Genomic DNA, 12,837 nt, shown 5'->3' with positions numbered 1-12,837 from the left:
TATGAGAATGCACAAATTATTGCTGCTTGGTTTTGGTTTGGTATTGCTGGAGTTTAATGCAGATGCGCAACATCCGTCACTGCTATGAAACTAAGAGCTGCACCAGCTTCTGATTTTGTTGTTCTGCCATATTATGCTTCTGATGGGGATATATACGGCTTTGAAAAAGATGTGAAACAAGCCACTCTTAATCAAGCCGATTTAAATAAAGTGAAGTTGTTTTTAACTCGTGCCGCAGAAGAAAATAAATTAAAGGTCTATAAACGCCAATACGTTTGCGTTATCGACCAGCATGGGAATAAATTAGTTTGGGTGAATTGTTTCTGCTACGCACATGATGGATGGAGAAGCAGCATTCAGTTAGTTATGGATGGAGGAGATTGTTACTACAGTTTGGTAATCAATCTAACAACTGGCAAGTATGACAACTTGATGGTTAACGGTGAAGCATAATTATTTCGGCAGTAGCCAACTCACCATCTCCGCCGTCACGCGCACAGGCCGGCCGCTCTTGGGGTCGAGTAGCACCCAGGTCGTTTCCGCCTCACACAGCAGCACGCCATCGGCCGCGCGGGTGAGGCGGGTGTAGCGCAGCGACGTGGCCCCGCTGGTTTCGCCCACCCAGGTGCTGGCCCGCAGCGTCTCGCCCGCGAAGGCCGATTGCAGGTAGCGAATCCGGTGCTCGCGCACCACCCAGATAATCTGGTCGCGCAGCTCGGCCGGGCAGATGCTGAGCCAGTGCGCGCCGGCCACGTCCTGCACCCAGCGCACGTATTCCACGTTGTTGGCGTGCCCCAGCGCATCAATGGCGCTGGCCGGAACTTGAAAATCGTGCGAAAAAGTGTGGGCCGGTGCGTCGGGCATACTGTATAGTAGGAGGGGGAGCGGGCAAAGGTCGGCACGCATTGAAAAAAATATCTATCGACTTGGTCATTTGGAATTTCTGCCTATCTTTGACGCAACCTAAGACATCAAGCCACGGTGGCCCAAACGCTTAGGGAAACTCCACAACCAACCACCATGCCCACCGGAACGGTAAAATTCTTTAATGACACCAAAGGCTTTGGTTTCATCAAAAACGACGAAACTGGCGAAGACATCTTCGTTCACATCAGCGACCTCCAAGTTAGCTCGATTCGCGAAAACGACAAAGTTCAATACGAAGTAGCTCAGGGCAAAAAAGGCCCGAACGCCGTAAAAGTATCGCTGGTTTAATTCAGCCGCAGCTTTGCAACTCTAAGAAAGCCCGCCTTTGGCGGGCTTTTTTTGTGCCTGCTTGGGATGTAAGTACGAAGGACAGAACGAAAAAAGCACGTCATGCTGAGCGCAGCCGAAGCATCTCGCGTGTGGTAGTAATCCAATCGCAAGGAAAGGATTAGTGGTGGCACGCGAGATGCTTCGGCTGCGCTCAGCATGACGTGCTAAAAAATTGTTCTTGCTCCCACATTAGCTTTTCCGAAATAAAAATCCTACCTTTGCACCCGCATTTGAGGATGGCCCAAGTCCGCGCAAGCCTGAGAGAGGCGCTAACGCATTGGCCGCGTAGTTTTTTGGTTGTTTTTTCCCACCTGATTGTGACAAGGTAGTAGGAGGGAAAACGTCGCTGAGTACGGCTGTTTTCAGAGCTAAGTCTCTTTTCCCCCTTATCAACTCCAATCATGGAAGCTGAAAAAATTGTGGTTCGCTTTGACGAACTGAACCTCTCCGAGGAAGTACAACGCGCCATCACCGAGATGGGCTACGAGGAAGCTTCGGCCATTCAGGCCGCTGCTATTCCCGTGCTGCTCGCCGGCAAAGACGTTATCGGCCAGGCCCAGACGGGTACCGGCAAAACCGCTGCCTTCTCCATTCCCGCCATCGATAACATCGATACTGAGAGCAAGGACGTGCAGGTATTGGTACTCTGCCCCACCCGCGAACTCGCGGTGCAGGTGTCGGGCGAAATCCAGAAATTGGGCAAGTACAAGCGCGGCCTGATGGTGGTGCCCATCTACGGCGGCAGCCCCTACGACCGTCAGCTCCGCGCCCTGGAGCGCGGCGTGCAGATTGTAATCGGCACTCCCGGCCGCGTGATGGACCACATCGAGCGCGGTACGCTGAAGCTGGAAAACACCACCAAAATCATTCTGGATGAAGCCGACGAAATGCTCGACATGGGCTTCCGCGACGACATCGAGTTCATCCTGAGCAAGATGCCGAAGGAGCGCCAGACGGTGTTCTTCTCGGCCACGATGAGCAAGCCCATCATGGAGCTCACCAAGAAATATCAGCGCGAGCCGCAGATTGTGAAGGTGAACCACCAGACGATGACGGTGACCAACATCGAGCAGAGCTACTACGAGGTGCGCGGCCCCCAGAAAAAGGACGTGCTGACCCGCCTGCTCGACATGTTCAACCTGAAGTCGACCATCGTTTTCGCCAACACCAAGCGCATGGTGGACGAAATCGTAGCCGACCTGCAAGCCAAAGGCTACTTCGCCGAAGGCCTGCACGGCGACATGGGCCAGCAGCAGCGCCAGAACACGCTGGATAAATTCCGCAAATCGACGCTGGAAGTGCTGGTTGCTACCGACGTAGCCGCCCGTGGCATCGACGTGGACAACGTGGAAGCGGTAGTAAACTACGACCTGCCCGCCGACGAAGAATACTACGTGCACCGCATCGGCCGCACGGGCCGCGCTGGCAAGAGTGGCAAAGCCTTCACGTTTGTGAGCGGCCGCGACATTTATAAGCTGCGCGACATCATGCGCTTCACCAAGGCCCAGATTAAACTGGAGCAGGTGCCGTCGTTTGCCGATGTTTCGGAAGTAAAAACCACGCTGTTCCTGAACCAGATTAAGGAAATCATTGAGAAGGGCAACCTCGAGAAATACGTGGGCCGCGTGCAGCGCCTGCTCGACCAGGGTGAGGAAATCACCTCGCTCGACATCGCCGCCGCGCTGCTGAAAATGACCATGAAGGAGGACAAGAGCGCGCAGCAGAGCCTCGACGCCAGCAAGGCAGCCGGTCAGGCCCGCCCCGGCTACACCCGCCTCTTCGTGACGATGGGCAAAAAAGACCGGATTCACCCCCGCGACATCGTGGATTTGATTTCGGAGTCGAGCAACCTGACCGGTGCCAAAGTGGGCGATATCGCCCTCTACGACAAGTTCAGCTTCGTGGAAGTACCGTCGGAATTTGCCGACGAGATTGTGAGCAAGCTGGGCCGCACCAGCATCCAGGGCACGCCGGTAAGCTTCAGCATCGCAACGCCGGTGCAGGATGCGGCCGCCAAGGAAGAAGGCTTCAACCGCATGGGCGGTGGCGGCCCGGGCGGCTTTGGCGGCGACCGGGAGCGTCGTCCGTTCAACGGCGGTGAGCGGCGTGAGGGCGGCTTTGGTGGCGGTGGCTACAAAGGTGGCAACCGCGGCGGTGGCAGCTTTGGCGGCGGCGAGCGTCGTGAAGGTGGCTACGGCGGCGGCTACAAAGGCAACCGCGACGGTGGCAGCAGCTACGGCAACCGCCCCAGCTACGGTGGTGGCGAGCGTCGCGAAGGCGGCACCGGCAAGTCGGGTTACGGCAACCGTCCGAGCTACGGCGACAAGCCCAGCTATGGCAACAAGCCGAGCTACGGCACGCCCCGCGAGTATGACACGCGCCCCGCACCCCGTGCTCCCCGCAACGAGAGCTTTGACGAATAGTCTATTTGTGAATTAACTGGATTAACCAGCTGTGACGATACAAGTGTTTATTAAGAAGAAGGTTAGAAGACAAAAAAGCCGCTCATTGAGCGGCTTTTTTGTTGGGCTTAAAGCAAAAGTGATGCTGAAAACTATTTCGCCGAATCGCGCAGGGCTTTGATTTTGTCGTGGCCTTCAACCACACCTTGGTATTGCTTCTCGATGACAGCTTTCAGGCCGGCGGGCAGGCCTTCGGCTTTCAGGGCGGTCTGGTAGGCTTTCTTGGCGTAGTCTTCGCCGCGCTCGCACTCGGCGAGGATGCTGTGACGGTCTTTGCCGGTCACAGCCGATTTCAGGTCAATCCAGGCGCGGTGCACGGCGCCGGTAATGGAGCCCTGGGCGCCTTCGTTGGTGTCGGGCTTGAGGTCCAGCTTGAACATCTGGTCCTCGATTTCATTTAGGTAGCTCGAACGCTGGGCAGCGAAATGCTTGAAGGTGTCCTTTAGGTCGGCGTCTTGCACGTCAACCATGGCTTCGGCGTAGCCCTTCTGGCCGTCTTTGAGGGTTTCAACCAGTTCGTTGAGCAGGGCTTGGGTGGCTTTGGCTTCCATGTGGAAAGGGTAATTTAAGGTGAAAGATTATGCCTTCGTTTACTCCCTGTCCGCGTGGAAGGTTACACAGCTACCAGCTGCGGCTCGGCCATAGCCCGGCCGGCCAGGAATCCGGTGGTCCAGGCCGCCTGGAAGTTGAAGCCGCCGGTGATGCCGTCGATATCCAGGACTTCGCCGGCAAAATATAGGCCGGGCACGCGGCGGCTCTGCATTGTTTTGAGGTCAATTTCGGCGAGTGAAACTCCGCCACAGGTCACAAATTCTTCCTTATAAGTCGTCTTGCCGCGCACAGCTAGAGGCGAACGAAGCAGGAGTTCCAGCAAGCGGTTTTGCGCTTTGGCGGGCACGTCGCTCCAACGCAGCTCCGGACCGATGCCGGCTTGCTCGGTCAGGTTGCGCCAGAGCCGTTGGGGCAGGCCAAACTGTGGGTTGGCGGCCACCGTTTTCTTGCCATTTTCCTGCCGGAACTGTTGCAGCCAGGGCCTCAGTGTCTCTTCAGTAAAGGTAGGAATCCAGTTAACCAGAGCGGTTCCGACGTAGCCCAACTCGCTTAGGCGGCGGGCGCCCCAGGCTGAGAGCTTGAGCACGGCCGGGCCGCTCACACCCCAGTGCGTGACCAGTAGAGGGCCTTCGTATTGCAGCTTTTCGCCCGCCAGCACCACGCGGGCGTGCGGCACGCTCACGCCCATCAACTCGCTCAGGGGCGAATTGGGCACGTTGAAGGTGAAGAGCGACGGGACTGGCTCAGCGATGGTATGGCCCAAGGCGCGGAGCCAATCGTAATTGGTGCTTTTGGGATTGCCGCCGGTGGCAATCAGCAGCCGGCTTGCGAGCAAGGTGTCACCGAATTTAGCTGCGCCGCTGCCACTGAGATTTAAAGAGAAACTGCCTGTGGGCAAGGGCTGAATTTCATCTACACTGATATTCGTAACAATGCGGACCCCGGCCTTGCGGGCCGCGTCTTCCAAGGCCTGAGCAATGGTTTCACTGGAGTCGGTGGTGGGGAACATGCGGCCATCGGCCTCCGTCTTGAGCGCGACACCGCGCTGGGCAAACCAAGTAATGGTTTCGGCCACGCCAAATTGCTGAAAGGCCGATTTCAACTGCTTGCTGCCGCGCGGGTAATGCGCTACCAGTTGCGCGGCCGACTCGCAGGAATGCGTCACGTTGCAGCGGCCGCCGCCCGAGATGCGAACTTTGCTGAGCAGCTTCCCCGTTTTTTCCAGCAAAATGACTTGCAGGTTTGGATTAGCCTCGGCGCAGGCAATGGCGCCGAAAAAACCGGCGGCACCACCGCCCAGCACGGCTACAAGAGGTCGGGACGCATCAATATTCACCCGGCAAAGGTACGGCCTGGTCGGGGCGGAACGGCCCTTCTAGCAGTGCGCCAACGCCCCCAGCACGTCGTCGTGCTGAAATTGATAGGGCAATAGGGAGCGCACCAAGCTGCTGTCGATGGTTTTACCGCCTTTAGCTGTTTCCTGCTTGAAAGTGGGCGCTTCCAGCTTGAGGTATTGGGCGGCTGCCGGATAAAAATCCTGTCTAAGCGGGTGTTGTTCGGCACAAACATTGAACGTATGGCCCCACACTTTATGCTGAATAATAGCCGATAGCACCCCCACCACGTCTGTTAGATGTACCAGGTTAACGGGCGCATTGCCTTGTCCCAGGTCCCGGCGGCCGGCGAGGAAGCGCCCGGGCGAACGGTCGGGGCCAATGAGGCCGCCCAGGCGCACGACGGTGCTTTTCCACTGGCCGTAGCGGGGCACAAAGTGGCCTTCGGCGCGCAGTACATCCGAAGCGGCGTCGCGGGTGCTGATGGCGTCGGCTTCGCGCATCACGCGGGGCTCGTCCGGATACACACTGGTGGAACTTACGAACAGCACGTGGGGTGTGCCCGCCTTGGCCACGGCCCGATGGACCGGCCGCAGCAGCGTAGGGTAAGCTCCCGCGGCCGCGGCACGAGGCGGCACATTCAGCACAAGCACATCGGCGGCCTTGAGCAGGCGCATGAGCAGGGCTTCGGACGAGGCATTAAAATCGGGGCCAAGGCGGAGTAAATGCGCCTGAATGCCAGCCGCTTCCATGCCGGCGATGTTTTCGGGGGTGGTGGTGGTGCCCAGCACCACATGGCCGGCGGCCGCCAATGAGCGCGCCAGGGCCAGGCCCAGCCAGCCACAGCCCATAACTAATACGGTGGGGAATTCCGCTCCCGATGTCGTGCTCGCGGAGCCCCCGGAAATGGAACTTGTCATGTCAACCCAACAAATAAATCGCCTTAATGGCACGAAGGTGCGAAAAAAATAACTAATACTATATTCGGCAACCAAAATAAAATGCCCGACGCTACGGTCGTGGCTTGATGGCCGGCCGCTAGTACCTTCGGGCCGCGGACTTTGCCGCGCTTCCCACCCTCATTCTGCTTCCGCATGAACACTCCCTACACCCAGCCCATGCTGCGCGACAACGCGCTGGCCGGCAAAACCATCATCGTGACTGGCGGCGGCACTGGCCTGGGCCGGGCCATGACCACCTACTTTCTGCAGCTCGGTGCCAACGTCACCATCAGCAGCCGCAAGCTCGACGTGCTGGAAAAAACGGCCGAAGAACTCCGCCAGCAAACCGGCGGCAAAGTGCTGGCCATTGCCTGCGACGTGCGCAAGTACGACGAAGTGGAAGCCATGCTCGAGCGAACCATTCAGGAGTTTGGTGGGGTGGATATCTTGCTGAATAACGCCGCTGGTAATTTCATCAGCCCCACGGAGCGCCTGAGCCACAAGGCCTTTGACGTGATTGTCGATATCGTGCTGCGCGGCACTTACAACTGCACCCTGGCCGTGGGCAAGCGCTGGATAGCCGATAAAAAGCCTGGCACCATTCTCAACATTGTCACCACTTATGCCTCGGTAGGTTCTGCGTATGTAGTGCCTTCAGCAGCGGCCAAAGCGGGCGTACTGGCCATTACCCGCTCGCTGGCCGTGGAGTGGGCCAAGTACGGCATCCGTTCCAACGCCATTGCGCCCGGCCCGTTCCCGACGGAAGGCGCCTGGAGCCGCCTTTTCCCTGAGCCGCTGGCCAGCAAACTCGACCCCGCCGCCAGCGTGCCCCTCAAGCGAGTGGGCCAATTCCAGGAGCTGGCCAACCTGGCGGCTTACTTGGTGTCCGATTTCTCGGCGTATGTGAATGGCGAAGTCGTGACCATCGATGGCGGCGAGTGGCTGAACGGCGCCGGCGAATTCAACAAACTCGAAATGCTGACGCCGGAAATGTGGGACCAAATAGAAAAAACAATGAGGAGGTAATTTGCCTGTCATCCTGCGCAAAGCAAAGGCCCTTATTACGCTCGAACGGATTATGTTCGAGCGTAATAAGGGCCTTTGCTTTGCGCAGGATGACAGGGCTTTCCGCTACAACTTGTAGTCTTTATAATCCTTGGAAAATTCCTCAAGCGGAATATTCTGGTTAGGAACGACGTCGAGAAACTCAAATTTTTCAAACAAGCCCTTGTCGTCATTCACTTGCACCAAGATGGGCAAATACGTTTTGGGGTCGACGCACAGCACCGTGCGACGACCGTAGGCATTGGGTACTTGCAGCACTTTTCCTTCGGGGATTTTTTCCCCAATGGTCAGGTCGTTGCGGGTAATAATGCGGTAGGTACCGCAGCCAAACCGCTCGGCCACCGACTCGATGGTTTCGTTTTTGCCGGCTTTGTAGCTCACGTAGCGGAACTGCGGAAAGTCGGAACGCAGCACGTAGCTGATACGGCCTTGCAGCGTGGTATCGCCCACGTAGCGAAACGACTTGCTATAGGAATTGTCCTGCCGCAGGCCAGTGGTGCGCAGCAGGTCCGAAATGGTGCCAAACCCCGCTTGCAGCGCCGTGTGGTGCTGGTTGCTGCGCATCAGCTTGCCGTTGGGGTCCAGGCTCAGTGTCACGTAGGGAAAGCTGGCCGGGTACACCCAGGCATCGCCGCCGTTCTGGCCCTGCAGGTAGAGCACTTCCACGCCTTTTTGGTTCTTGATGTAAATACGCAGCGGCTTGTAGGTCAGCTTCATAATGCTGCGGGCCTGATTGATGTTGGCGCCAATGCGCTCCTGCGCCTTCACGGTGCAACGCAGGGTTTTAAGGCCCTCAATGGCGGCGCTCATCCGGGCCGTGAGTTGGTCGGTGGTGATGGCCGGTGGGGGCGGAGAAATAGCCGACGTCAGGCCTAAAATGGTGCCGGCCACACCGGCCAGTTCTAAATAAGTAAAACGACCAAATAATAAAGTAGCCATAAATTTTAAAAGCAGACTGCACGCCCAAGCGCTGGTAATTCAATTTAAACTGATGTGAGGAAAACGCGAGGCGGCGCTGTCGAAAATAAATAATTCATCTATTTCAACTCCCTGCAAATGGTGGAAGAGCGGAAATTGCTCCACCACTGCCTGCACGGCGGCGGCATCGTCGCCGTGCATGGTTACCCAGCCGCGGCTGCGGTCGCTGCTGATGGCGTAAACTTCCACGATTTTCTCGCTCAACAGTTGGTTGATAAATGCCCGATGTTGCGGAATCAAGGAAATAAATTCTTCATCGAAAGTCTCCGGCAAGCGAATGGAAACAACAAACGTGGGCATAAAAATCGGGGTGATAAACCAGCAATTACGAATGGCCCAACTCGGCTACGCTGGGTTGAGCGGTGTCGCCCTCGGCGGGGCGGGCCGCCAAGTCCGGCCCTGAGGCGGCTAAGCCAAAGCCGCTAGCCTGGCCGCGTCCGCTCTGCTCCCAGTTGCGGAATTTGACGATTTCGCCCTGGAACTTGCCTACGTACCAACTCACCAGGCTCAAATCATCGAGGAAGCCTAACACTGGAATAAAATCCGGCACCAAGTCGATGGGCGAGAGTACGTAGAGCAATACCGCCAGTCCGGATATGATGGTGCCGGTATCAATGTCGCGGTATTCGCCGCTGATAAAACTGCGCACTAAGCGCACCAGCGTGAGCGCGACGTCGAAAAGCTGGCGGAATTTATTGTCTTTGCTTTCCTTGTTGGCGAGCTTATCAGCCACTTCATTGAGCACCGTGACTACCTTGAAAGGGCGGCCGAGTAGTTTGGTGGCGCGGCCAATGAAGACATTGAACAGCGCGTTTTTGGAAAGCTTAAGGCCCTTTTCGGAGAGAGAAGACATTGTGGGGAAATAATGGGGTGAGGCTGCCTTTACGCGCAAGCCTTCATGGGCGTTGTTGGGCGGCTTTCAAACACCGTGCCCCGCCTTGCTACCGTTCGAATAGCGGCGTGGTGCCGCCCACCCAATCCTTGTCCTTATTAAAATCAACGCCAATCATTTCGCCCCGGCTCAGGCGGCTCAAGCCGGTTAATAACTGAGGGCGAGTTTCACCCTCCGGCCAGATATACAGCAACCGGATTTCGCATTTTACCAAGCCATCGGGCGACTGCACGACGGGCGCATATTCGACTTTACGCTGCAACAGATAATTCTGCTTGTCGGCCAACGCATCCAGCTCTGCGGCCGTGATGTGGAGCCGCACGCCCGCACCCGCGAAAGAAAAGAGCGGCTTGAGAACGTAATTTTCTAAATCGGCCGGATATTCTTTTAATTCGTGCAGGAAATAACTCGGCGGCACAGATGGGCCCTGCAAAAAAGGTAGAGTGAACTTGCTAATTCTAAAAAACCAGTTCGGATGCCCAACCCATTTGACATCAACCTCATCGGTTAATTTAAATTCCGTTTCCAATTCCGGATAGCGCGCCAACTCATCAAAAATAATACGGTTATAAATACGCTTAATTTCTATTTCGCGTCCGTCTTTTTCGTAGAATAATTGATGTCCGTGCTTACGGATTTTGGTGATACAAACGGCCTCAATTCCCCAGAATTTTTTGCTTAAAGCAAAGTCAATCCGGGTTTTTTGTTTTTCTGGAAACAGCTCCAACAGAATGACGTTTTCGGCGGGCTCATCGGCCAGAATAAACTGGCGCATCCGGTCCTGATACGCGTCGAAATTCGCTACGCCAATAAATGGCGTCAATGCGTCTGAAATAGGGTAGTGCCGCGCAAATATGCCCGGCAACCAGGACTGAAACGCGTAGAGCGACGGAAAGCCCTGCATTTCAATGAGCTGCGGTTCCAGCTCGCCGTTGGCATCGCGGCACACGGCAAAGTCAAAAGTCAGAAATTCGGGCCGGTTGTCTTCGTTCGGTACGCGCTGGTGGGCCGGAATGGAAGCCTCGGTTAACTCCTTGAAATTGGGTTGCTCGATGACATCCACAATGCTTTCGCCGGCGGCAATCAATTTATCGCGCAGGCCGTTCGGAATAAAAACCGGCGTTTCGGCCACCCGGAATTCCAGTTGGCCGGGCAGTTGCTGCTCAATATCGGCCAGCATTTCCTGGTAGCGGGCAGGGGTGAAGGCGGCGTTGAAGGCGTGGCGGTGTTCCGGAATCATAAACAGCGGCAGGGGCAGGGGTTAGGCGGCGGTGAGTTGGCCAAGCTCGGTGAGGGCGCGGCGCAGGAAGGTGGGCACCACCACCGATTCGGTGTGCTCGATGGTGGTGGGGTCGGCCAGCAGGCGCACCATTTCGTGGTATTTGGCTTCACCGTAGGTGGTGATTACCTGCTGTTTGCGCTCGTCGGTGAGCATGTAGCGCAGCATGCCCTCGCCGTCGGCTTCGGGGTGGAACTGCGTGCCAATAACTTCGGGCGTGAAACGAATGGCCATCACGGCGCGCTCCAGGGGCACGTGCGGCCGGTCTTTTTCCAGGCACAGCACGCGGGCACCGAAGGCATTGAGGCGGTCCATGTCGAGGTTGGTCAGCTGGTAGTCACGCGAATCGACAATGTAGAACGGCTCGGGCAGGCCATTAAGCACGGGCTCGGCCTGGCCGGCGGGGGTGAGGTGCACCGGCAGCACGCCAAAGGAAGTGGACTTGCGGCGGCTCACAGTGCCCATGCCCAGGTGCCGGCTCACAAGCTGAAAGGAATGGCAAATCAGCAGCAGGTGCTTTTTGGGCTCCTCGGTTTGGTTGTAGGCCAGCAACGAATCGATGAAATCGAAATACTTGCGCTCCCAGGGCTCATCCGAAGGCAAGGGGCTGCCGGGGCCGCCGCTGGAAATATAAATGTCGTATTCCAGGCCCGGGACCACGTTTTCGGCCCGTACATTATAGGTGTCGACGTCGAAAACCAGCCCGTTTTCGGCCGCGCTGCGGGCCAGCAGTTGCCGGATGCAGCGCATGCCCTCGTTGCGGGCGTTGTCGTACATGTCCAGAATGGCGATGCGAATTGCCTCCATGGGTATCAGCAAAAAGGGGCCAGCGGCACAGCAAACGCGGTCGGCCCCGGTGAAAAAAGAAGCAACGCCCACCGAAGGGCGGGCGTTGCAAGGGCAAAGGTACGATTAATAGAGGCCGTGAGTGGTTTCGGAGAGAATGTAGTCGACCACTTTGCTCAGGTCGTTGGTTTCGCGGAAAACCTGGAGCTGGCGGTCGGCGCCGGTGCCCATCTCCATCATTTTCAGCACGTATTCTACTTCGTGGCGGCTGCCGAGGTCGTCCACCACGTCGTCGATGAAGTCGAGCAGCTCCAGGATGAGCTTGCGGGTGGGCACTTCCTCCTGGATGCCAAAATCAATCATGTCGCCATCGAGGCCGTAGCGGGCGGCGCGCCATTTGTTTTCCTTGATGAGGGCGCTACGGTAGATGCGGAAATTGAGATTCTGGGCCTTTAGCTTGTAGATTTTAGCCACTAGCGCTTGCATGATGGCCGCTACGCAGATGGTTTCGTCGGCACGCATCATCATGTCGCAGATGCGATATTCGATGGTGTCGAAGAAGGGATGCAGGCGGATATCCCACCAGATTTTCTTGCCATTGTCGATGCAGCCGGTTTTGATAAGCTGCTGCACGAACTCGTCGTAGTCGCTGGCGCTGTGAAAGAAACCCGGAATGCCCGTGCGCGGAAACCGTTCGAATACCTTGGTGCGAAACGACTTATAGCCGGTTTCGCGCCCCTCCCAAAACGGGGAGTTAGTGCTGAGCGCAAACAAGTGCGGCAGGAAATACCGTAGCGTGTTCATCATGTACACGCCTATTTCCCGGTTTTCGATGCCCACGTGCACGTGCATGCCGAAAACCAGGTTGGAACGGGCGGCTTCCTGCAGCTCCTCCACAATCTTGTCGTAGCGGGCATCGGGCGTGATGGGCTGCTCCTGCCAGCGCGAAAACGGGTGGGTGCCAGCGGCACCAATTTTTAAGCCCTGCTTATCGGCCAGCTCAATAACCTGTCGGCGCAGGTGCAGCACTTCGGTGCGGGCTTCGGCGATGTTGTGGCAGATGTTAGTTCCCACTTCCACTACGGCCTGGTGCATTTCGGCTTTCACCTGCTCGTGCAGCGTGACGCGGCCGCCCTCTACAATCTGCGAAAGGTGGGAGCGGAGCTCCCGGGTTTCGGGGTCAATGGTTTGAAATTCTTCCTCGATGCCGAGGGTAAACGTGGGCATGGCCATGAGCAGGACGAATACAATGAGGACAAGGACAACCCCGCATGGCCCGGCGCGCGGAAAG

The 12,837-nt window shown here is 56.9% G+C and carries 14 protein-coding genes; 4 read left to right on the top strand and 10 right to left on the bottom strand.

Annotation, left to right across the window (positions count from 1 at the left end):
* Positions 1 to 84: 84 nt before the first annotated feature.
* Positions 85 to 453: a hypothetical protein gene (locus Q4S41_RS10120; RefSeq protein ID WP_305030989.1), complete on the top strand. Its 369-nt coding sequence runs from the start codon at positions 85 to 87 to the stop codon at positions 451 to 453.
* Here Q4S41_RS10120 and Q4S41_RS10115 read toward each other — a convergent pair whose 3' ends face one another.
* The gene (locus tag Q4S41_RS10115) at positions 454 to 864 is read right to left on the bottom strand and encodes an acyl-CoA thioesterase (protein ID WP_305030988.1); all 411 of its coding nucleotides are present in this window, start codon (positions 862 to 864) and stop codon (positions 454 to 456) included. It abuts the gene before it with no gap.
* Between the two features lie 156 nt (positions 865 to 1,020).
* Here Q4S41_RS10115 and Q4S41_RS10110 point away from each other — a divergent pair, with 156 nt between their 5' ends.
* Both Q4S41_RS10110 and Q4S41_RS10105 read left to right on the top strand, forming a co-directional pair.
* Positions 1,021 to 1,215 carry a cold-shock protein gene (locus tag Q4S41_RS10110; protein WP_068239330.1) on the top strand — a complete coding sequence of 65 codons (195 nt, stop codon included), beginning with the start codon at positions 1,021 to 1,023 and terminating at the stop codon, positions 1,213 to 1,215.
* A gap of 443 nt (positions 1,216 to 1,658) precedes the next feature.
* Positions 1,659 to 3,680, top strand: a complete 2,022-nt coding sequence (locus Q4S41_RS10105; protein WP_305030987.1) for a DEAD/DEAH box helicase — start codon at positions 1,659 to 1,661, stop codon at positions 3,678 to 3,680.
* Positions 3,681 to 3,811: 131 nt separating this feature from the next.
* Here the strand turns inward: Q4S41_RS10105 and Q4S41_RS10100 are convergent, their stop codons facing one another.
* The 3 genes from Q4S41_RS10100 to Q4S41_RS10090 form a co-directional block, all read right to left on the bottom strand.
* Positions 3,812 to 4,270 carry a PA2169 family four-helix-bundle protein gene (locus Q4S41_RS10100; RefSeq protein ID WP_305030986.1) on the bottom strand — a complete coding sequence of 153 codons (459 nt, stop codon included), beginning with the start codon at positions 4,268 to 4,270 and terminating at the stop codon, positions 3,812 to 3,814.
* Positions 4,271 to 4,332: 62 nt separating this feature from the next.
* On the bottom strand, positions 4,333 to 5,607 hold the full coding sequence (locus tag Q4S41_RS10095; protein ID WP_305030985.1) for a BaiN/RdsA family NAD(P)/FAD-dependent oxidoreductase: 1,275 nt from the start codon (positions 5,605 to 5,607) through the stop codon (positions 4,333 to 4,335).
* 39 nt (positions 5,608 to 5,646) lie between these two features.
* Entirely contained in the window at positions 5,647 to 6,456 is an 810-nt protein-coding gene (locus Q4S41_RS10090) for an SDR family NAD(P)-dependent oxidoreductase (protein ID WP_305030984.1), read from the bottom strand.
* Positions 6,457 to 6,699: 243 nt separating this feature from the next.
* Between Q4S41_RS10090 and Q4S41_RS10085 the strand changes: the two genes are divergently transcribed.
* Positions 6,700 to 7,572 carry an SDR family oxidoreductase gene (locus tag Q4S41_RS10085; protein WP_305030983.1) on the top strand — a complete coding sequence of 291 codons (873 nt, stop codon included), beginning with the start codon at positions 6,700 to 6,702 and terminating at the stop codon, positions 7,570 to 7,572.
* Between the two features lie 105 nt (positions 7,573 to 7,677).
* On the opposite strand, the gene Q4S41_RS10080 is transcribed toward Q4S41_RS10085, so the two are convergent.
* The 6 genes from Q4S41_RS10080 to Q4S41_RS10055 all read right to left on the bottom strand — a co-directional run bounded on the left by Q4S41_RS10080 (position 7,678) and on the right by Q4S41_RS10055 (position 12,773).
* Positions 7,678 to 8,550 (bottom strand): DUF1571 domain-containing protein, encoded by an 873-nt coding sequence (locus Q4S41_RS10080; RefSeq protein WP_305030982.1) that lies wholly within the window; start codon positions 8,548 to 8,550, stop codon positions 7,678 to 7,680.
* A 39-nt stretch (positions 8,551 to 8,589) separates the two neighbouring features.
* Positions 8,590 to 8,889, bottom strand: a complete 300-nt coding sequence (locus Q4S41_RS10075) for a hypothetical protein (RefSeq protein WP_305030981.1) — start codon at positions 8,887 to 8,889, stop codon at positions 8,590 to 8,592.
* Between the two features lie 25 nt (positions 8,890 to 8,914).
* Positions 8,915 to 9,442 carry a YkvA family protein gene (locus Q4S41_RS24575; RefSeq protein WP_369811279.1) on the bottom strand — a complete coding sequence of 176 codons (528 nt, stop codon included), beginning with the start codon at positions 9,440 to 9,442 and terminating at the stop codon, positions 8,915 to 8,917.
* Positions 9,443 to 9,530: 88 nt separating this feature from the next.
* Positions 9,531 to 10,721: a hypothetical protein gene (locus Q4S41_RS10065; protein ID WP_305030980.1), complete on the bottom strand. Its 1,191-nt coding sequence runs from the start codon at positions 10,719 to 10,721 to the stop codon at positions 9,531 to 9,533.
* Between the two features lie 21 nt (positions 10,722 to 10,742).
* The gene (locus Q4S41_RS10060) at positions 10,743 to 11,567 is read right to left on the bottom strand and encodes a type 1 glutamine amidotransferase (RefSeq protein WP_305030979.1); all 825 of its coding nucleotides are present in this window, start codon (positions 11,565 to 11,567) and stop codon (positions 10,743 to 10,745) included.
* Between the two features lie 105 nt (positions 11,568 to 11,672).
* On the bottom strand, positions 11,673 to 12,773 hold the full coding sequence (locus tag Q4S41_RS10055) for a carboxylate-amine ligase (protein ID WP_305030978.1): 1,101 nt from the start codon (positions 12,771 to 12,773) through the stop codon (positions 11,673 to 11,675).
* Positions 12,774 to 12,837: the final 64 nt, after the last annotated feature.

It is taken from the genome of Hymenobacter convexus, from assembly GCF_030580955.1.
Taxonomy (GTDB): Bacteria; Bacteroidota; Bacteroidia; order Cytophagales; family Hymenobacteraceae; genus Hymenobacter.
Note: the sequence above shows the minus strand (reverse complement) of the source record. Positions and strands in the feature narration are given on the sequence as shown.

Coding starts and splice junctions, on each gene's coding strand:
- Q4S41_RS10120 (WP_305030989.1), top strand. CDS start 85: ATGAAACTAAGAGCTGCACCAGCTTCTGATTTTGTTGTTCTGCCATAT.
- Q4S41_RS10115 (WP_305030988.1), bottom strand. CDS start 864: ATGCCCGACGCACCGGCCCACACTTTTTCGCACGATTTTCAAGTTCCG.
- Q4S41_RS10110 (WP_068239330.1), top strand. CDS start 1,021: ATGCCCACCGGAACGGTAAAATTCTTTAATGACACCAAAGGCTTTGGT.
- Q4S41_RS10105 (WP_305030987.1), top strand. CDS start 1,659: ATGGAAGCTGAAAAAATTGTGGTTCGCTTTGACGAACTGAACCTCTCC.
- Q4S41_RS10100 (WP_305030986.1), bottom strand. CDS start 4,270: ATGGAAGCCAAAGCCACCCAAGCCCTGCTCAACGAACTGGTTGAAACC.
- Q4S41_RS10090 (WP_305030984.1), bottom strand. CDS start 6,456: ATGGGCTGTGGCTGGCTGGGCCTGGCCCTGGCGCGCTCATTGGCGGCC.
- Q4S41_RS10085 (WP_305030983.1), top strand. CDS start 6,700: ATGAACACTCCCTACACCCAGCCCATGCTGCGCGACAACGCGCTGGCC.
- Q4S41_RS10080 (WP_305030982.1), bottom strand. CDS start 8,550: ATGGCTACTTTATTATTTGGTCGTTTTACTTATTTAGAACTGGCCGGT.
- Q4S41_RS10075 (WP_305030981.1), bottom strand. CDS start 8,889: ATGCCCACGTTTGTTGTTTCCATTCGCTTGCCGGAGACTTTCGATGAA.
- Q4S41_RS24575 (WP_369811279.1), bottom strand. CDS start 9,442: ATGTCTTCTCTCTCCGAAAAGGGCCTTAAGCTTTCCAAAAACGCGCTG.
- Q4S41_RS10065 (WP_305030980.1), bottom strand. CDS start 10,721: ATGATTCCGGAACACCGCCACGCCTTCAACGCCGCCTTCACCCCTGCC.
- Q4S41_RS10060 (WP_305030979.1), bottom strand. CDS start 11,567: ATGGAGGCAATTCGCATCGCCATTCTGGACATGTACGACAACGCCCGC.
- Q4S41_RS10055 (WP_305030978.1), bottom strand. CDS start 12,773: ATGCCCACGTTTACCCTCGGCATCGAGGAAGAATTTCAAACCATTGAC.